Below are 17,655 nucleotides of genomic sequence, written 5' to 3'. Positions count from 1 at the left end.
AGGTGCAGGTTGTACCGCTGGCATCCTCCGGCGCCGATAACCTATTGGTATTAGGCGCAGGCGCTCTCCCAGGGAGAATGGACGCAGAATCAGGGTAATCCCCAACCCCTTCCCGCCCCTGGAAGGCACCAAGCCGGCGCCCAATCGGGTCCAGACCACCATGCCCCAACCCGTTCGACGCCCTTCACGCCGTTCCTTCTGGACCCTGCTGCTGCTGTTCGGCGGCATGCTCGCCTGCATGCTGTTGGCCGGTGAGCTGGTCTACCACCGCGCCCTGCGCGGCGAGGCCGAAAGCGTGCAGCGCCAGCTCAGCCTCTACGCCCAGGCCCTGGGCCAGCGCATAGACCGCTACCGCACCCTGCCCGAGGTGCTGGCGCTGGATGCGCAGCTGCGCGCCGCCCTCACCCACCCGCTGTCTCCCGCCGAGGTCGATGCCCTGAACCGCAAGCTGGAGCAGGCCAACGGCGCCAGCCAGTCGTCCACGCTGACCCTGATCGACCGCCACGGCACGGCCCTGGCCGCCAGCAACTGGCGCGAGACGCGCAGCAACGTGGGCGTGGACTACAGCTTCAGGCCCTATGTGCAGCAGGCGCTGTCGCGCGGCAGCGGGCGCTTCTACGGCATCGGCCTGACCACGGGCCTGCCGGGCTACTTCCTGTCGCAGGCCATCCTGGACGAACAGAACGCCGTCGCGGGCCTGGTGGTGATCAAGATCGCGCTGCTGGAGCTGGAGCGCGAATGGCTGCAGACGCCCGACGTGGTCATGGCCTCGGACGAGCACGGCGTAGTCTTCCTGGCCAGCCAGCCCGACTGGCGCTACCGCCTGCTGTCACCCCTGAGCCCCGCCGACGAGGCGGACCTGGCCGCCACGCGCCAGTACATCGACCAGGAACTGCACCCCATGCGCTACCGCGTGCGCCAGGGCCTGGAGCAAGGCAGCCGCCTGGTGCAGATGCAGGAGCCCGCCCTGCCCGGCACCACGCTGTGGCAGACCCTGCCCCTGCCCGGCAGCGACTGGCAGTTGCACCTGCTGCACGACACGCAGGCCAGCACCGTGGCCAGCCGCTGGGCAGCGGCGGCCGCTGCGGGCGGCTGGCTGGCCCTGGGCCTGCTGGTGCTGTTCGTGCGCCAGCGCAGGCGGCTGGCCGCGCTGCGCCTGCGCAGCCGCCTGGAGCTGGAGACCGTGCTGCGCCAGCATGCCCAGGAGCTGCGCACGGCCCAGGACGGCATCGTCCAGGCCGCGCGCCAGGCCGACACGGGCCTGAGCCGCAGCCTGGAGCACCTGCCCCAGGGCGTGGTGGTGATCGATGCCGACCTCAACCTGGTGGCCTGGAACTCGCGCTACGTGGAGCTGTTCCGGTTTCCCTCCGAGCTGCTGCGCACGGGCCAGCCCATAGAGAACCTGTTCCGCTACAACGCCCGGCGCGGCCTGCTGGGGCCCGGCCCCATCGAGGAGGCCATCCACCGGCGGCTGCAGCATCTGCGCAGCGGCAGCCCGCACCTGCGTGAAAGCACCAAGGACGACGGCACGGTGCTGGAGATCCGTGGCAACCCGCTGCCCGATGGCGGCTTCGTCACCAGCTACGCCGACATCACCAGCTACAAGAACGCCGCGCGCGAGCTGCGCTCGCTGGCCGATGCGCTGGAGCAGCGCATTGCCGAGCGCACGCGCGACCTGGCCGAAGCCAAGCGCGAGGCCGAGCAGGCCAACCGCTACAAGACACGCTTCGTGGCCGCCGCCGTGCACGACCTGCTGCAGCCACTGAACGCCGCGCGCATGTTCAGCTCCCTGCTTCGCAGCCATCTGCATGACGACGCGGGCCGCCATGTGGCCGACAGCATCGACGGCGCCCTGGCCGCGCAGGACGCCATCCTGGGCAGCCTGCTGGACATCTCGCGCATGGAATCGGGCCAGCTGGAGGTGCGCGTGCGCGACTTCGCGCTGGGCCCGCTGCTGCAGGTCATGCGCCACAACTTCGGCATCCTGGCCGAAAGCCGGGGCCTGCGCCTGAGCGCCGTGGACACGCGCTGCGTGGTGCGCAGCGACGAGGCGCTGCTGCGCCGCATCCTGCAGAACTTCCTGTCCAACGCCATACGCTATACGCGCCAGGGCCGCATCGTCATCGGCTGCCGGCGCCAGGGCCAGCAGTTGCGCATCGAGGTGCACGACCAGGGACCGGGCATTCCCGAAAGCCTGCAGCACGAGATCTTCGAGGAATTCCGCCGCCTGGACGAAGGCCATGGCGACGACCGTGGCGCCGGGCTGGGCCTGGCCATCGTCGAGCGCCTGGGCCGCCTGCTGGGCCACGAGATCGGCCTGCGCTCGCACCTGGGCCGGGGCAGCGTGTTCTGGGTCTGCGTGCCGCTGGGCGATCCCGCAGCCGTGCCGCAGATCGCCGCGGCCACGCATTGCGGCGAGGCAGGCCAGGACGCACCGCTGCAGGGCATGAGCGCCTGGTACGTGGAAGACGATGCCCAGTCCTGCACCGCCATGCGCGCCCTGCTGCAGCGCTGGGGCTGCAACGTGCCGCTGGCCGGTGGCCCGGCCGAGGCGCTGGCGCTGGCCGCGCCCGGCGAAGCGCCGCAGCTGGTGCTGCTCGATGTGCGCCTGGGCCAGTTGCACGGCCCCGATGTCTACGCGCAGCTGTGCCAGCGCTGGGGCCAGTCGCCGCCCGTGATCCTGGTCACGGCCGAGCGCGACGGCATGGTGCGCCGCCAGGCGGCCGAGCGCGGCTGGGGCTTTCTGGCCAAGCCCGTGCGCCCGCCCGCGCTGCGCGCGCTCATGAGCCAGATGCTGCTGCGCCACCGATAGACGTGGCACGGCAGGGCCTGGCGTTCAGACCGTGCCGTCGTTCTCCAGGCTCTTGACCAGCACGGCCGCCTGCGTGCGGCTGTAGCACTCCAGCTTCTTGAGAATGGCCGTCACATGCACCTTGACGGTGTTCTCGGCCAGCCCCAGCTCGTGGGCGATCTGTTTGTTGAGCAGGCCATCGGCCAGGCACAGCAGCACGCGGAACTGCTGGGGCGTGAGCTGGGCCAGCCGCGCGGCCAGCGCGGCGTCGGCCTCGGAGCGCTCGGCGGCCATGGGCGGGAACCAGCTGCCGCCGTCCAGCACTTCCTGCAGGGCCGTGCCTATGGCCTCGGCCGGCGCCGACTTCGGAATGAAGCCCGCGGCACCGAACTGCTGCGCACGGCGGATCACGCGCGGATGATCGTTGGAGGAAATCACCACCACCGGAACATCGGGGTACTCGCCGCGCACATGCAGCAGCGCCGAGAAACCGCGCGCCCCCGGCATGGCCAGGTCCAGCAGCACCAGCTCGATCTCGGGGTGCTGCTGCAGCGCCGCGCCCAGCGTGGCGGCGCTTGCGGCCTCCAGCACGGCGAACTGCGGCAGGGCCTCGCGCAGCACATGGATCACCGCGGCGCGGAACAGCGGGTGGTCATCGGCAACGAGCAGGGTGGATTCGGACATGGGCGCGAGTCTGACACGTCTGGAAGCACATGCCCGGCTCATGGGGCCCATGCCTGGTCCATGGCCGGGTTGCAAGCTGGCACGCTGTTTGCAATCAGTTGCAGCCAAAGGCCTGGCAACAGGCACAGATCCACCGCCCAACCGACGAACAAGGAGCCCTGAATTGACCTTTGAGCCCTCTTGCAACGACCTGCTGCACAGCCCTGGTGCCCCGGCCCCATCCCAGTGCACGGCAGTGTTCAAGCCGCGAGAGTGCAAAACACAAATTAAGTTTCGTCATAACTGTGTCAAAGACACCACTTTATGGCCGGCGCAATGGCTCGGATGCGTTGTAATACGCGGCTTAGCCAGTCAAGACCGCCTTGCACGCAGGCCGCAAAGACGTGCCGACGCCAGCCCGCCCCTGATGCGAAAACGCCACTGTCCCAGGTTTGCCACGTAGCCCAGCCCGGGCGATTGGTTCATCGTCTGCCCCGGTCACAGCACTGGCCACCCGTTTCCACTCTCCAACAATGAAAGACTCCTCAACATGAAACGTTCCTTCATCGCACTGGCCGCTGCACTGGCCTGCGCCGGCGCTGCACACGCCCAAAGCTCGGTCCAGCTGACTGGCCTGGTGGACGCCTATGCCGGCTCCATGCGCATGGCTGGCGACGCCAGCGGCAAGGGTGTCGTGGGTTCGGGCGGCATGACCACCTCCTGGTGGGGCATGAAGGGCCAGGAAGACCTGGGCGGCGGCCTGAAGGTCGATTTCCAGCTGACGGCCTTCATGCGTGTGGACACTGGCAGCCCTGGCCGTTTCGATGGTGACCCGTACTTCTCGCGCGATGCCAACGTCGGCCTGTCCGGCGGCTTCGGCACGGTGCGCCTGGGCCGCGGCATGGCGCCCAACTTCCTGCCCACCATCCTGACCAACCCCTTCGGCGACTCCTTCACCATCTCCCCGCTGGTGCTGCACGCCAACGTGGGCACGACAGCCTGGGGCTCGGCCAACCTGACCACGCCGTCCGACACCGGCTGGAGCAATCAGGTCGTCTACACCACGCCCAAGTTCGGCGGCCTGCAGGCCAACGTCCACTACCAGTTCGGTGAAAAGGGCGGCGATTCCGGCAAGAAGAACATCGGCGTGAACGCCATGTACTTCGGCGGCCCCCTGAGCCTGGTGGCCTTCTACGAGCGCGCCCAGATCAGCAACCCCGTGAGCCTGGCCGTGATGCCCACCAAGACCGACTGGATGCTGGGCGGCACCTACAACTTCGAAGTGGCCAAGCTGTACGCAACCTACGGCCAGGCCAAGGTCAAGGATCTGGACCGCAAGAACAGCACCTACTCGCTGGGCCTGGACGTGCCCGTGACCAGCGCCGGCACCATCAAGGCAGCCCTGGCCCGCACCAAGGCCGAGATCGGCGCCGTGGACTCCACGCGCACCACGGCCAGCCTGGGCTACGACCACTACCTGTCCAAGCGCACCGATGTGTACACCGTGCTGATGCACGACCGCATCACGGACCTGAAGTCGGGCACCAGCCTGATCGCGGGTATCCGCCACCGTTTCTAAGGCGACGCCTGGCCTGCCAGCACGGGCCAGGGACTTACGTCCCGAACTTTCAGCGAGGCTCTGCCTCGCTTTTTTTTCGGCCTCTTGAAAGTCGATAGAAATTTTCTCTCAGTACTTTTTTACAAACGTCAAGAGAGAAAGCGATTGTCCGACAGCCGCGCTGCGCAATCCGGTGTGCAATGGAGTCCAGGCCCAGCCCAATGCTCTGCCTGCGCTGCCAGACAGGAGGTCCACCATGCGCAGACCCAGCCCCTTCGGACGTCATCCCTTCATCGCCTTCACCGCCACGGTCGTGCTTGCCGTAGCCGCCAGCGTTGCCACCTTCTGGCTGGACAGCGCCGCCCCGGCCGCAGACACCTTGCTGCAAAAAGACCCGGGCGCCCTGCTGTCGTCGATGTAAGCCCTGCAAACGCCTGCAAATGCCTGCCCAGCGCCATCCCTTTCGGACTGGCGCTGTTTTCATTTGCCGGCCGATGTGCCCCCACCGCTGGCCGTCTTCTCCAGCAGCGACAGCCTGCGCCTGACGGCCTGGGCCTTGTCCACCTCGCCCGCCTGATCATGGGCCCTGGCCTGCAGCAGCAGCCAGGCCATCACCGCGCGGCGCCAGCCCTGGGCCGAGGCGGTTTCGGCACCCAGCTCCAGTAGTTGCGGCTGCGCCGCACCCGCCCGCAAGGCCGCACCGGCTGCCACCAGCCGGGGCAGCGGCTCCTTGATGGCGCTCACGGCGGCCAGCGCCGACGCAGACCCTCCCAGCAGCGCCTGTGCCACGGGGCGCTGTAATTCTGGCAATAGCGCAATGTCTTCGGGCCGGGGCTTGCCTTGCAGATACCGCGCATAGGCTGCCTCCGCCGGCGCAGCGTCAAGCGCCAGCGCCTGGTAGCCGGGGCAGTCATCCCATTCGAGACTGGCCACCTGGGCCGCGCAGCGCATCAGCTCCAGACGCGCGGCCAGGTCGGTGCGGCCCGTGGCGGCCACCTCGGCGCGGGCCTTGTCCCATTCCATGGCCTGCACGCGCTGGCGGCCTTCCAGGTAGGCGGTGGATGCGCGTTGCGAAGCCGATTCGGCATTCAGCGCCCAGTCAGGTGCGGGCGGGCGGCTGCTGCAGCCGGCCAGCACCAGGGTCAGCACGGCGCCGGCGGCGGCATGGCGCGCCAGGAGGGTTGCGGCAGCACTCATGGCAGCTTCAACTCCGGTTGATGGGCAAACGGCCACTTGCGCTGCAGGTCGGCCAGTACGCCTTCGAGGCGGCGCAGGTTGCCCTCGACCTCGGCGCGCAGGGCGCCCAGGTCGGCCGTGGCCTCGCGCGCATTGGAGCCCACGGCCTGGGCCTCGGCCAGCACGGCGTCCACCTTGCCCAGCGTGCGGCGCGTGTCGGCCAGCAGGCCGTTGAGCTGCACCACGGTGGAACGCACCTCGGGCATGACGCCGCCGGCGTCGAACACCTGGCTGTCGGCCCGCGCCACCATGCGCTCCATGCGGGCCAGCGTGGCATTGGCGCGGTCCAGCAGGGCCGTGACCTTGCGCGCCTCCTGCTCGCTGCCCATGACCACGCCCAGCACGCCGCCCGGCCCCTGGGCCCGGCCGGCCAGGCCGCGCAGCTCGGTCAGCGACCCGCCCAGGGCCGAGTCCGGCGCGGTGAGCTGGGCGATGTTGCCCAGCACTTCCTTGGCCGTGGACATGATCTGCGGCAGCTCGGCCGTGGCATCGCCGCGCAGCACGGGGCGCACGGCCTCGTCGGGCAGCGGCGGATCGCTGAGGATGCCGCTGTAGGCCTTGATGGTGGTGCCGCCCACCAGCCCCTTGACCAGGGTGAAGACGCTGGACTCGCGCAGCCAGTGCGCGTCCTTGCGCGGCACGTCGATGAGGATGCGCACATTGCCGTCCTCGGCCAGCTCGATGCGGCGCACGCGCCCGATCGGAAAGCCCGAGAAGGTCATGTCCATGCCCACGCTCACGCCCTCGGAGTCGTCGGCCGTGAGCACCAGGCGCTGCGTGGCGTCGAACACGCCGCGCGAGTACAGCAGGTACAGGGCCGATCCAAGAATCAGCACCAGCGTGAACAGCAGCAGGCCCGCCGCCTTGGCGCGCAGGTGCGCCACGGGCTTGAGGGCCTCGATTTCCTCGCCGTCCCAGGGGTCTGGCGGCGTGCGCCGCGTATCGGTCATGGCATTCCTTGTTCTGGCACGGGCCTTGCCGTGCATGTGGGGTTCGTGGAGTTCAGCGGGCGTGCTCAGTAATAGTTGCCCATGAGCGAGATCACCTCGATCACCAGCAGCACGGCAAACATGCGCGCAAAGCCGCCCAGCGCCGCGCCGCCGAGCCGGTGGCGCCGCAGTGGCGCATACAGGCCCGAGGCCATGGGCATGATGGCCACGGTGAGGCTGAAGAACCAGGTCTTGAGCACGAACACCAGGGTCACGGCCGGCGTGAAGATCTGGCCGAAGATGCGCGTGTAGCCGGGCAGTCCCGCCAGCGTGAAGCCATAGACGCTCAGGTAGACGGTAACCAGGGCCACCACGCAGCTGAGCACGGCCAGCGTGACCGAGGCAAACACGCCACCGGCCGCGCGCGGCACCAGGGCCATGCGCAGCGGATCGGAGCCGCGCTCCTGCCAGGCCTGGAGCTGGCCCCGTGCGCGCAGCTGCGCAATCAGCGTGCCGTTGGGAATGGTGCAGCGCATGGCCACGAACAGCGCGGCCGTCAGCGGGATCAGCTCGATCACCAGCACACGCACCACCATCTCCAGCGCATAGCGCGACAGCCCATAGCTCAGCGCCGTGACGATGACGATGCGCGTGATCACCGCGCACAGCAGGGCCGCAAGCGCCGTGAAACCCAGCAGGATGGGCCCGGTCTGCACATAGATCTGGTGCGCCATGGCACGCCGTGCACCACGCCGGTAGCTGGAAGGGGACATGGCCAACACCAGCAGCACGGCGCCCAGGTAGACGCTGCGCCACCAGGCCAGCGCATGGTCGCGCAGCGCCGCCCAGATGCGGTCGGGAAGGGACAGGGCTGCGTGGCTGAGGCTCATCGGGCGATGATAGCGAGCCGTACCGGGACGGTCCGTCGGACGCCGGCGCAAGACAGGCAGCTGCGGACGGCGCTACACATGGCGCTTAGCGCCGGAGCTGCCCAGGGCGGGTGCCAGCGGTTCGTCGGCCTGGGCGTGCAGGGCCTCGATCAGATGGCAGTAGCTGTCCGACCCGTCGCACTGGCTGCGCAGCTGCATCAGCTCATGCTCCAGCGCGCGCAGCTCGGCCAGGCGCTCGCGCACATGGCCCAGATGCGCATCCAGGGTTTCGTTGGCGGCCACGCAGTCGGCCTTGCTGGCGCCGTCCAGCGCCAGCAGGGTGCGGACCTCGTCCAGCGACATGTCCATGGCGCGGCACAGGCGGATGAAGCGCAGCCGGTGCACATCGCTGTCGCTGTACAGCCGGTACTGGTTGTCCTCGCGCACGCCTGCACTGAGCAGCCTTTCCTTCTCGTAGTAGCGGATGTTGGCGGCGGCCACGCCGGAACGCTTGGCCGCCTCGCCGATGCGCCAGCGCGCAGATTCATGCTGTGACATGCTTGACCTTGAAGTGACTTCACCGTTTCCAATGCTCGCATGAACTCCAATCGCCTGCCAAGCCCTCAGGGCAACGAGGCCCTGAAAGCCTCCCCAGCCCTTTCCAAGCCCGCCTCGACTTCGCCGTCTTCCGCCTGCGGCACCGATTGCTGCGCGCCCTTCACCATCACCCAGCCCACGCCGGCCCGCAAGAAGGCCCAAGGCCACTCGCATGCGCATGGCGAGGGCCATGGCCACGATCACGATCACGCCCATGACCACGACCATGACCATGACCACGGTCACGACGAGAGCGATCCCCATGCCGGCCACGACCACAGCGTGCTGCCCGGCTGGCCGCGCATCACGGCCGCGCTGATTGCAGCCGTGCTGGCCGAAGCCGCCCACTGGTTCAGCGGCTCCCAGGGCGGCGTGCCGGCCCTGCAATACGGCGGCATGGCCGTGGCCGTGCTGGCCATTGCCCTGTCGGGCCTGGGCGTCTACAAGGCCGGCATCCGCGACGTGCTGCGCCTGAAGCTGGGCATCCACGCGCTGATGGCCATTGCCGTCACGGGTGCCTTCGCCATCGGCCAGTGGCCCGAGGCCGCCATGGTCATGGCCCTGTACGCCGCGGCAGAGCGCATCGAGGACCAAGCCATGGACCGGGCGCGCAATGCCATCCGCAGCTTGCTGCAGATGGCGCCCGAGACGGCCGACGTGCTCCAGCCCGATGGCAGCGTGCAGCGCGTGGCCGCCGCCGACGTGGCGCTGGACGCCACCGTGCGCGTGGCCCCCGGCGCGCGCGTGCCGCTTGACGGCGTGGTCCTGCGAGGCCAAAGCTCGGTCAACCAGGCGCCCATCACCGGAGAAAGTGCCCTGGCCGACAAGGCTCCGGGCGACGAGCTCTACGCCGGCAGCATCAACCAGGATGGCGAGCTGCAGATGCGCGTCACCTCGGCGGCCAATGACAGCCTGATTGCGCGCATCGTCCATGCCGTGGAGCAGGCCCAGGCCTCCAAGGCGCCCACCCAGCGCTTTGTCGACCGCTTTGCTGCCGTCTACACGCCCATCGTGCTGGTGCTGGCCATTGCGCTGGCGGTGCTGGCACCGCTGGTCATGGACTGGAGCTGGCATGACGCGGCCTACCAGGCCCTGGCCCTGCTGGTCATCTCCTGCCCCTGCGCCCTGGTGCTGTCCACTCCCGTCACCGTGGTCAGCGCACTCACGGCGGCTGCACGCCGCGGCCTGCTGATCAAGGGCGGCCAGGCGCTGGAATCGGCCCGCAAGCTGCGCGCCATTGCCCTGGACAAGACCGGCACGCTGACCACGGGCAGCCCCAAGCTCGTCGAATGGAAATCCTGGAGCGAAGAAGACGCGTCCCAGGACTCCAGCCAGCCCGCCGCATATGCCCTGGCCCTGGCCGGCCGCTCGGACCACCCGGTCTCGCGCGCCATTGCTTCCGGCCTCCAGGCCGATGCCGGCGTGGCCGCCGTGGCCGCACGGGCCTCGGTCAGCAAGCTGCTGGCCCTGCCCGGCCGTGGCGTGCAGGCCGAGATCGACGGCCAGCTCTGGACCCTGGCCAACCTGCGCTGGGTGCAGGAGCAAGGCTGGGACAGCGCCGCGCTGCGTGCCAGCCTGGTCACCCATGAGGCCCAGGGCCGCACCGTGACCCTGCTGGCCGACAGCAGCGGCGTGCGGGCCCTGTTCGCCGTGGCCGACCCGCTGCGGCCCCAGGCCCGCGAGGCCGTGGCACGCCTGCAGGCCCTGGGCGTACAGCCCGTGGTGCTCAGCGGCGACAACACGGTCACCGTGCGCTCCATCGCTGCCGAAGCCGGCATCCAGGATGCGCGCGGCGGCCTGCTGCCCCAGGACAAGCTCGACGCACTGGCCGAGCTGCAACGCACACGCGGCCCCACCGCCATGACGGGCGACGGCATCAACGACGCACCGGCACTGGCCCAGGCCGACATCGGCTTTGCCATGGGCGGCATGCACAGCACGGGCATGGCCATGGAAACCGCCGACGTGGTGCTGATGAACGACGACCTGCGCCGCCTGCCCGAAGTGGTGGAGCTGTCGCGCAGCGCCCACGCCGTGCTCTGGCAGAACATCGCCCTATCGTTGGGCGTCAAGCTGGTGTTCTTCGCACTGGCACTGGCCGGCAACGCCAGCATGTGGCTGGCCGTGCTGGCGGACATGGGTGTGAGCCTGCTGGTGGTCGCCAACGGCCTGCGGCTGCGCCGCTGGGGCAGCGACAGGGAGGCGGCATGACCGACGCCCAGCGCCGCGCCGCCTTCACCCATCTGCTGCACAGCTTCCGTTCAAGCCAGGACCAGGCGCCCGCACAGCGCTGGCTGCTGCTGGAGGCCAGCCATGTGCTGGGCCAGCAGCTGCTGGGCCTGCACTGGCGATCCCACTGCTGGATGCTGCGCCATGCGCTGCAGCTGCGCGATGGCGGGGAGGTGGCAGGCCAGTTGCTGCGCCTGGCCCTGGTGCCTGCAGGCCACCTGCTGGACCGGCTGCCGCGCGGCAACACCGGCCGCGCCACGGTGCCGGCCACCCTGCCCATGGACATGCCGCCCGCCGTATCGGCCCTGATCGCCGAGGCCCTGCGCGCCACGCGCCGCCCGACCGGGCGAAGGGCCCGCACCTGAGGAACTTCGCAGCACCGTCCGGTATCATCCATGCCTATGCGCCGCCCCCTGTCCATTGTCCTGGTCTTGCTGCTGGTCCTTCGTGGCCTGCTGGGCGACGCCATGGCCATGGGGGCTGCGCCGGTCATGTCGGCCCTGGCGCCGGCTGCCGCATCTGCGCCAGCGTTGGCTCCGGTGTCGGCACTCCACCACCACGCGCCCGAAATCGCGCGGGAAGTCGCGCTGGAAATCACGCAATCGCCGGACAGCCCCGAGCAGCATCATGCGGCGCACGCCGCAGACCACGGCCCAGATCACGCATCACACGCCGAGCACAGTGCAGGCTGCGCTCCCCAGGCCGGTGGCCCTGCGGGCGGCAGCTGCGGCGAACATGAACATGGGCCCAGCTGCACCCTGTGCGGCATCTGCCATTCGGCCCTTTTCACTCCTGGCCAGATCGGTTCGGACGGCGCAGCACCGTCCGCCGCACTGCGCCCCCAAGGCAGCGCGCGCTTTGCCAGCGCGGCCAAGCTGCAGGCCATCAAGCCACCCATTTCCTGAAGCCTGACGCCCGAAGTGCGTCCGCGCCATCCCTGCCGCCCCTTCATGGGCAGCCCGCTTGCGGGCATGGCGGGGCGTCTGGCCGCGGATGCGTTGTCCGTTTCGCATTCAGGAGAACACCATGCGCCGTGCGCATTTTCTCGTCCCCCTTATCCAATTCGGGCTGGCGGCCCTTGCCGCATCCAGCCCCGCTGCCTGGGCCCAAGCCCATGACGGCAGCCACCCCCGGCCTCTTCCTCCGCAGGCCTGACCGGCGCCATCGATCCGGCTGCAGCCAGCCTGCCGCTGCGCCATGCCGCGCTGCCGGCCAGTGGCGCCGTGGAAACCGAGCTGACCGACTGGCGTCAGGCCAATGCGGCCGTGGCCGAGTTTCCCAACGGCCATATGGACATCCTGCGCTGGGAAGCCGCCCAGGGCGGCCGATCCACGCCTGCGCCGTCCCCGCACGGCTCTCACATGCAGCACGGAGGCCGGCCATGAAGCGCACCCTCTTCGCCCCCACCCGGCTGGTCGGCGCCATGGCTGCCGTGCTGGTCCTGGCCGGCTGCGCCAGCATCTCGCCCGACGGCCTGCGCGGCGCGGTCCAATCCCATACCGCCAGCCGCCTGCCGGACGGCGCCCAGCTGCCGCCAACCGATCTGCAGGCCCGCGACGCGGCGCAACAGCGCATCGACGAGTGGCTGCGCCAGCCGCTGGACATGGACCAGTCCGTGCGCATCGCACTGCTCAACAACCCCGGCCTGCAGGCGCGCCTGGCGCAACTGGGTGTGCAGGATGCCGAACGCGTTCAGGCCCTGACCCTGCCCAACCCCACGCTGGCCCTGGGCCGCATGGTCAACAGCGACGAGCGCGAGATCGAGCGCCAGCTGAGCTTCGGCCTGGTCAGCCTAATCACCCTGCCCTGGCGCAGCCGCTGGCAGGGCATGCAGATGGAACAGGCCACCCTGACCGCCGCGCAGGACGTGCTGCGGTTGGCCGCCGACACGCGCCGCGCCTGGCTGCGCGCCGTGGCCGCACGCCAGCAACTGGCGTCCAGCGAGCGCATGCACGAAGCGGCCGAGGCCGGGGCCGAGCTGGCGCGGCGCATGGCCCGCGTGGGCAACTTCAGCCGGCTGCAGCAGGCACGCGAGCTCAGCATCCAGCAGGACACCGCAGCCCAGCTGGCGCGTGCGCGCCTTGCCGCCACGGCCGAGCATGAGCAACTGGCCCGGCTGATGGGCCTGTGGGGACGGCGCATCGATTTCAAGCTGCCCGACCAGTTGCCCGCCATCCCGCAGGCCGCCACGCAGTTGCGCGCCGGGGACGACGCCGAAGCCACCGCGCTGCGCGAGCGCCTGGATCTGCGCGCCCTGCGCCGCGACCTGGACCAGTTGGCCGAGCGCCGTGGCTGGGCACGCCTGGGCGCCATGTTCGGCGACATCGGCCTGGGCTACAACCGCAACACCGCCACGGACCGGGCCACCGGCCACAGCGATGTGACACGCGGCTGGGAGATCGACCTGCCCCTGCCGCTGTTCGACTGGGGTGGCGCCGCCAGCGGCCGCGCGCGCGCCGAGGTCCAGCGCAGCGCGGCCCAGCTGCAGCAAGGCGCCATCCAGGCGCGGGCCGAGGCGCGCAGCAGCTGGATGCGCTACCGCACGGCCTGGGACCTGGCCCACCAGCAGCAGGCCGAGGTGCTGCCGCTGCGCCGCTTCATCCAGGACGAAACCATGCTCCGCTACAACGGCATGTTCGTCAGCGTCTGGGAGTTGCTGGCCGAGGCCCGCAACAGCGCCCAGGCCGTGGCCACCGCCACCGACGCCCAGCGCGACTTCTGGCTGGCCGACACCGACCTGCAGCTGGCTCTGGCCGGAACCTCGCCAGGCACGGTCGAGGCCGCATCCAGCGCCGCCGCACCGACTCCCACGAACACAGCGAGCCACTGACATGAACCGCCGCAACTTCTTCACCGGCGCGGCCGTGGCCGCCGTCTCCAGCGCCGCCGTCAGCCGCGTGGCCCTGGCCGCCCTGCCCGAGGCAGCGACCCAGTCCTCGGCCGAAACCGCCGCCCCGCTGGCACCGCCCAACGGCCGCCCCTACCGCCCCGTGGTCACGCTCAACGGCTGGACCACGCCCTGGCGCATGAACGCAGGCGTCAAGGAATTCCACCTGGTGGCCGAGCCCGTGGTGCGCGAGGTGGCACCGGGCTTCTTCGTCAACATGTGGGGCTACAACGGCCAGAGCCCCGGCCCCACCATCGAGGTCGTGGAAGGCGACAAGGTCCGCATCTTCGTGACCAACCGCCTGCCCGAGCACACCACCGTGCACTGGCACGGCCAGCGCCTGCCCAACGGCATGGACGGCGTGGGCGGCGTGACCCAGCCGCACATCCCGCCCGGCAAGACCTTCGTCTACGAGTTCACGGCGCGCCGCCCCGGCACCTTCATGTACCACCCGCATGCCGACGAGATGGTGCAGATGGCCATGGGCATGATGGGCCTGTGGATCACGCATCCGAAGGCGGCGCATCCGCAGATCGCCGAGGTCCAGCGCGACTACGCCTTCCTGCTGTCGGCCTACGACGTGGAGCCCGGCTCCATGACGCCGCGCGTGGCCGAGATGACGGACTTCAACATCTGGACCTTCAACAGCCGGGTCTTCCCCGCCATCAGCCCCGTCGTCGCCAGGCGCGGCGACCGGGTGCGCCTGCGCGTGGGCAACCTGACCATGACCAACCACCCCATCCACCTGCACGGCCACGAATTCGAGGTCACGGGCACAGACGGCGGCCCCGTGCCCCGGTCCGCGCGCTGGCCCGAGGTGACCACCGACGTGGCCGTGGGCCAGATGCGCCAGGTGGAGTTCATCGCCGACGAGCTGGGCGACTGGGCCCTGCACTGCCACAAGAGCCACCACACCATGGGCGCCATGGGGCATGACACGCCGACCATGATCGGTGTGGACCACCGGGGCCTGGTCGGCAAGATCCAGAAGATCGTGCCCGACTACATGGTCATGGGCGAGCGCGGCATGGGCGACATGGCCGCCATGGAAATGCCCCTGCCCGACAACACCTTCCCGATGATGACGGGCACGGGCCCCTTCGGCCCCATCGAGATGGGCGGCATGTTCACCACCCTCAAGGTGCGCGAGCAGCTGGGCGCCAACGACTACGGCGACCCGGGCTGGTTCACCCACCCCAAGGGCAGCGTGGCCTATGAATGGAAGGGGCCGGCGGCCGAGGCCTCCGCACCGCGCCAGACCACGCCCGGCCAGTCCCCCGGCGCACCCAGCGTGCGCAAGCCCGGTGCGGGCCATGAGCACCACTGATGCCATCCAAGGAGTACCTCATGAACACCTTTGCCCTCCTCCTCGCCACCGCACTGCTTGCCGGCCCCGCTGCCGTCTTCGCCCATGGCAGCGAAGCCCACGATGAAGCTCCCAAGGCCGCCGCGGTCAAGGAGCAAAAGCCCTGGGGCATCGCCGGCGATGCCTCGGCCGCCCGGCGCACCATCACCCTGGACATGAGCGACAACATGCGCTTCACGCCAGAGCGCATCAGCGTCAAGCGCGGCGAGACGGTGCGCCTGCGCGTGGCCAACAAGGGACAGGTCATGCACGAGATCGTGCTGGGCACACCGGCCTCGCTGGACGAGCACGCGCAGATGATGCTCAAGTTCCCCACCATGGAGCACGGCGAGCCCTACATGGCCCATGTCTCGCCCGGCAAATCCGGCGACCTGGTCTGGAATTTCAACCGCGAAGGCAGCTTCGACTTTGCCTGCCTCATCCCCGGCCACTACCAGGCCGGCATGCGCGGAACCATCACGGTGACGCAATGAGCGCGCCCCTTCTTCCCCCCCTTCAGGAGCACCCCATGAAACATGAACGCATGGCATCCGCCCACCCGCGCCGCAGTGCACTGCGCCGCATGGCCCTGGCCTGCACGGCATTCGCCGCCCCTTCGCTGTGGGCGGCTGCACCCACGGCGCCCAAAGAAGCACCCAGCACCCGCATCCCCGTCGAGGTCTGGAAGGACCCCAACTGCGGCTGCTGCCAGGACTGGGTGGTGCACATGGAGCAAAACGGCTTTGCCGTCACCGTGCACGACACCGGCAACAGCGCCGTGCGCGCCAGGCTGGGCATTCCGGCGCGCCTGGGCTCCTGCCACACGGCCCTGGTCGAAGGCTATGCGCTCGAAGGCCATGTGCCTGCGGCCGACGTGCACAAGCTGCTCAAGCAAAAGCCCAAGGCGCTGGGCATTGCCGTGCCCGGCATGCCCGTGGGCAGCCCCGGCATGGACGGCCCCGAGTACGGCGGCCGCAAGGACCCCTACGAGGTGCTGCTGATCACCAAGAACCTCATGAACAGCGACGTTTCCACCCGCACCTTCGCCAGCTACCGCTGAACCCCGGAGCACACCATGCACAACACAGCCCTCCTTGTTTCCCGTACGTCCCGTACCGCACTTGCCGTGCGCCTGGCCCTTGCCGCCGCGCTGATCCCGGCCTGGGCCGGTGCCCAGGCCACGGCCCACGACCATGCGGCGCATGGCGCGCAATCTGCAGAAACCGCACCTGCCGCCGCCAGCCAGGACCTCAGCGAAGGCGAGGTCACGCGCTGGGATGCTCGCACCAGCAAGGTCACGCTGCGCCACGGCGAACTCAAGAACCTGGGCATGCCGCCCATGACCATGGTCTTCCAGCTGCGCGTGGCTGCACCCGAGCCCGCCCTCAAGGCCGGCGACAAGGTGCGCTTTCGCGCCGAGCAGGACCAGGGCGCCTTCGTGGTCACGCAGCTGGAAGTGCTGCGCTGAAGACCGGGTGCAGGGCTGCCGTTTCGGCTAAGGTGAAGGCCTGTCCATCACCGAGCAGAGCAGCGCATGCCAAGCACCGACTCAGACCCCGGCTCCATCACCCGCGTACAGGGCATCGAGGTAGGCCACCACACCGATGCCCGCCGCCCCACGGGCTGCACCGTCGTGCTGGCGCGCGGCGGTGCCGTGGGGGGCTGCGATGTGCGTGGCGCCGCCCCCGGCACGCGCGAGACCGACCTGCTGCACCCCTCCAACCTGGTGCAGCAGGTGCATGCCGTCATGCTCTCGGGCGGCAGCGCATGGGGGTTGGACGCGGCCAGCGGCGCCATGCGCTGGCTGGATGAGCAGGGCATAGGGCTGGATGTGGGCGTGGGCCGCGTGCCCATCGTGCCGGCCGCCGTGCTGTTCGACCTGGCGGTGGGCGACAGCCGCATCCGCCCGGGTGCCGATGCCGGCCATGCGGCCTGCCAGGCCGCCAGCGCCGCGCGGCCTGCCGAGGGCAATGTGGGCGCCGGCATGGGCGCCTGCGTGGGCAAGGTCTTCGGCATGGATCGCGCCATGAAGGGCGGCATCGGCACGGCCTCGCTGACCGTGCGCGGCGTCACCGTGGGCGCGCTGATCGCCTGCAATGCCGTGGGCGATGTGGTCGACCCCCACAGCGGCGCGCTGCTGGCCGGCGCGCGCAGCCCCGATGGCCGCCAGCTGCACGACACCTGCCGTGCCCTGCTGCGCGGCGAAGAGCCCCGGCCGCTGCTGGCAGGCACCAACACCACCATCGGCGTGATTGCCACCGATGCACGCATCACCAAGGTCCAGGCCCAGCGCCTGGCCGTGGTATCCCATGACGGCCTGGCACGCGCCATACGCCCCGTGCACACCATGAGCGATGGCGACACATTGTTCGCCCTAGGCACGGGCCTGGCCGAGCACTCGCTGGGCATGCTGACCCTGTCCGCCATGGCCGCCGAGGCCGTGGCCCTGGCCACGGTGCGCGCCGTGCTGGCCGCCCAGTCGCTGACCACGGCCGAAGGGCTGGAGCTGCCCTGCGCCAGGGAGCTGGCCGCCTGCCGGCCCTGACCGGGT

Annotated in this window: 18 protein-coding genes; 13 read left to right on the top strand and 5 right to left on the bottom strand. The window is 69.9% G+C overall.

Annotated features, from left to right (window positions below; all coding sequences use genetic code 11):
- Nucleotides 1-160 precede the first annotated feature (160 nt).
- Nucleotides 161-2,812, top strand: a complete 2,652-nt coding sequence (locus BO996_RS13625) for a hybrid sensor histidine kinase/response regulator (RefSeq protein ID WP_071955011.1) — start codon at nt 161-163, stop codon at nt 2,810-2,812.
- Nucleotides 2,813-2,836: 24 nt separating this feature from the next.
- On the opposite strand, the gene BO996_RS13620 is transcribed toward BO996_RS13625, so the two are convergent.
- The gene (locus BO996_RS13620; RefSeq protein WP_034392075.1) at nt 2,837-3,475 is read right to left on the bottom strand and encodes a LuxR C-terminal-related transcriptional regulator; all 639 of its coding nucleotides are present in this window, start codon (nt 3,473-3,475) and stop codon (nt 2,837-2,839) included.
- A gap of 529 nt (nt 3,476-4,004) precedes the next feature.
- On the opposite strand from BO996_RS13620, the gene BO996_RS13615 reads away from it, so the two are divergent.
- Both BO996_RS13615 and BO996_RS29445 read left to right on the top strand, forming a co-directional pair.
- Nucleotides 4,005-5,033, top strand: coding sequence for a porin (locus tag BO996_RS13615; RefSeq protein ID WP_013803085.1), 1,029 nt, complete (start codon nt 4,005-4,007; stop codon nt 5,031-5,033).
- Nucleotides 5,034-5,268: 235 nt separating this feature from the next.
- Nucleotides 5,269-5,433: a hypothetical protein gene (locus BO996_RS29445; RefSeq protein ID WP_013803086.1), complete on the top strand. Its 165-nt coding sequence runs from the start codon at nt 5,269-5,271 to the stop codon at nt 5,431-5,433.
- A gap of 59 nt (nt 5,434-5,492) precedes the next feature.
- On the opposite strand, the gene BO996_RS13610 is transcribed toward BO996_RS29445, so the two are convergent.
- From BO996_RS13610 to BO996_RS13595, 4 genes are all read right to left on the bottom strand, one after another.
- Nucleotides 5,493-6,209: a hypothetical protein gene (locus BO996_RS13610; RefSeq protein WP_071955010.1), complete on the bottom strand. Its 717-nt coding sequence runs from the start codon at nt 6,207-6,209 to the stop codon at nt 5,493-5,495.
- Nucleotides 6,206-7,198 carry an MlaD family protein gene (locus BO996_RS13605; protein ID WP_013803088.1) on the bottom strand — a complete coding sequence of 331 codons (993 nt, stop codon included), beginning with the start codon at nt 7,196-7,198 and terminating at the stop codon, nt 6,206-6,208. Before BO996_RS13605 ends, BO996_RS13610 begins: the two co-directional genes overlap by 4 nt.
- A gap of 65 nt (nt 7,199-7,263) precedes the next feature.
- A complete protein-coding gene (locus BO996_RS13600; RefSeq protein WP_012204765.1) occupies nt 7,264-8,067 on the bottom strand; it encodes an MlaE family ABC transporter permease in 804 nt (267 codons plus the stop codon).
- 72 nt (nt 8,068-8,139) lie between these two features.
- Entirely contained in the window at nt 8,140-8,604 is a 465-nt protein-coding gene (locus BO996_RS13595) for a Cd(II)/Pb(II)-responsive transcriptional regulator (RefSeq protein ID WP_013803089.1), read from the bottom strand.
- A gap of 39 nt (nt 8,605-8,643) precedes the next feature.
- Here BO996_RS13595 and BO996_RS13590 point away from each other — a divergent pair, with 39 nt between their 5' ends.
- The 10 genes from BO996_RS13590 to BO996_RS13545 all read left to right on the top strand — a co-directional run bounded on the left by BO996_RS13590 (nt 8,644) and on the right by BO996_RS13545 (nt 17,649).
- Nucleotides 8,644-10,854, top strand: a complete 2,211-nt coding sequence (locus tag BO996_RS13590; RefSeq protein ID WP_071955009.1) for a heavy metal translocating P-type ATPase — start codon at nt 8,644-8,646, stop codon at nt 10,852-10,854.
- A complete protein-coding gene (locus tag BO996_RS13585) occupies nt 10,851-11,237 on the top strand; it encodes a DUF3703 domain-containing protein (RefSeq protein WP_071955008.1) in 387 nt (128 codons plus the stop codon). Before BO996_RS13590 ends, BO996_RS13585 begins: the two co-directional genes overlap by 4 nt.
- A 30-nt stretch (nt 11,238-11,267) precedes the next feature.
- The gene (locus BO996_RS13580) at nt 11,268-11,777 is read left to right on the top strand and encodes a hypothetical protein (protein ID WP_071955007.1); all 510 of its coding nucleotides are present in this window, start codon (nt 11,268-11,270) and stop codon (nt 11,775-11,777) included.
- Between the two features lie 318 nt (nt 11,778-12,095).
- Nucleotides 12,096-12,257 carry a hypothetical protein gene (locus BO996_RS29685; RefSeq protein WP_232240530.1) on the top strand — a complete coding sequence of 54 codons (162 nt, stop codon included), beginning with the start codon at nt 12,096-12,098 and terminating at the stop codon, nt 12,255-12,257.
- Entirely contained in the window at nt 12,254-13,702 is a 1,449-nt protein-coding gene (locus BO996_RS13570; protein WP_063326563.1) for a TolC family protein, read from the top strand. The genes BO996_RS29685 and BO996_RS13570 overlap by 4 nt, the downstream gene beginning before the upstream one ends.
- A gap of 1 nt (nt 13,703) precedes the next feature.
- Entirely contained in the window at nt 13,704-15,086 is a 1,383-nt protein-coding gene (locus BO996_RS13565; RefSeq protein ID WP_071955006.1) for a multicopper oxidase family protein, read from the top strand.
- Between the two features lie 20 nt (nt 15,087-15,106).
- Nucleotides 15,107-15,598 (top strand): cupredoxin domain-containing protein, encoded by a 492-nt coding sequence (locus tag BO996_RS13560; RefSeq protein ID WP_071957098.1) that lies wholly within the window; start codon nt 15,107-15,109, stop codon nt 15,596-15,598.
- Between the two features lie 35 nt (nt 15,599-15,633).
- Entirely contained in the window at nt 15,634-16,164 is a 531-nt protein-coding gene (locus BO996_RS13555) for a DUF411 domain-containing protein (RefSeq protein ID WP_071955005.1), read from the top strand.
- 15 nt (nt 16,165-16,179) lie between these two features.
- A complete protein-coding gene (locus tag BO996_RS13550) occupies nt 16,180-16,572 on the top strand; it encodes a copper-binding protein (RefSeq protein ID WP_013803097.1) in 393 nt (130 codons plus the stop codon).
- A gap of 66 nt (nt 16,573-16,638) precedes the next feature.
- Entirely contained in the window at nt 16,639-17,649 is a 1,011-nt protein-coding gene (locus BO996_RS13545) for a P1 family peptidase (protein WP_013803098.1), read from the top strand.
- The last annotated feature ends 6 nt before the right edge of the window (nt 17,650-17,655 follow it).

Source organism: Delftia sp. HK171 (assembly GCF_001886655.1).
Taxonomy (GTDB): Bacteria; Pseudomonadota; Gammaproteobacteria; order Burkholderiales; family Burkholderiaceae_C; genus Comamonas; species Comamonas acidovorans.
This window is presented reverse-complemented; position numbering and strand designations above follow the sequence as displayed.

What these genes read in the sequence shown, in the direction of transcription:
- BO996_RS13580 (WP_071955007.1), top strand. Translation starts at nt 11,268, where the DNA reads ATGCCTATGCGCCGCCCCCTGTCCATTGTCCTGGTCTTGCTGCTGGTC.
- BO996_RS13560 (WP_071957098.1), top strand. Translation starts at nt 15,107, where the DNA reads ATGAACACCTTTGCCCTCCTCCTCGCCACCGCACTGCTTGCCGGCCCC.
- BO996_RS13570 (WP_063326563.1), top strand. Translation starts at nt 12,254, where the DNA reads ATGAAGCGCACCCTCTTCGCCCCCACCCGGCTGGTCGGCGCCATGGCT.
- BO996_RS13565 (WP_071955006.1), top strand. Translation starts at nt 13,704, where the DNA reads ATGAACCGCCGCAACTTCTTCACCGGCGCGGCCGTGGCCGCCGTCTCC.
- BO996_RS13585 (WP_071955008.1), top strand. Translation starts at nt 10,851, where the DNA reads ATGACCGACGCCCAGCGCCGCGCCGCCTTCACCCATCTGCTGCACAGC.
- BO996_RS13605 (WP_013803088.1), bottom strand. Translation starts at nt 7,198, where the DNA reads ATGACCGATACGCGGCGCACGCCGCCAGACCCCTGGGACGGCGAGGAA.
- BO996_RS13615 (WP_013803085.1), top strand. Translation starts at nt 4,005, where the DNA reads ATGAAACGTTCCTTCATCGCACTGGCCGCTGCACTGGCCTGCGCCGGC.
- BO996_RS13595 (WP_013803089.1), bottom strand. Translation starts at nt 8,604, where the DNA reads ATGTCACAGCATGAATCTGCGCGCTGGCGCATCGGCGAGGCGGCCAAG.
- BO996_RS29445 (WP_013803086.1), top strand. Translation starts at nt 5,269, where the DNA reads ATGCGCAGACCCAGCCCCTTCGGACGTCATCCCTTCATCGCCTTCACC.
- BO996_RS13600 (WP_012204765.1), bottom strand. Translation starts at nt 8,067, where the DNA reads ATGAGCCTCAGCCACGCAGCCCTGTCCCTTCCCGACCGCATCTGGGCG.
- BO996_RS13545 (WP_013803098.1), top strand. Translation starts at nt 16,639, where the DNA reads ATGCCAAGCACCGACTCAGACCCCGGCTCCATCACCCGCGTACAGGGC.
- BO996_RS13625 (WP_071955011.1), top strand. Translation starts at nt 161, where the DNA reads ATGCCCCAACCCGTTCGACGCCCTTCACGCCGTTCCTTCTGGACCCTG.
- BO996_RS13590 (WP_071955009.1), top strand. Translation starts at nt 8,644, where the DNA reads ATGAACTCCAATCGCCTGCCAAGCCCTCAGGGCAACGAGGCCCTGAAA.
- BO996_RS13610 (WP_071955010.1), bottom strand. Translation starts at nt 6,209, where the DNA reads ATGAGTGCTGCCGCAACCCTCCTGGCGCGCCATGCCGCCGCCGGCGCC.
- BO996_RS13555 (WP_071955005.1), top strand. Translation starts at nt 15,634, where the DNA reads ATGAAACATGAACGCATGGCATCCGCCCACCCGCGCCGCAGTGCACTG.
- BO996_RS13550 (WP_013803097.1), top strand. Translation starts at nt 16,180, where the DNA reads ATGCACAACACAGCCCTCCTTGTTTCCCGTACGTCCCGTACCGCACTT.
- BO996_RS13620 (WP_034392075.1), bottom strand. Translation starts at nt 3,475, where the DNA reads ATGTCCGAATCCACCCTGCTCGTTGCCGATGACCACCCGCTGTTCCGC.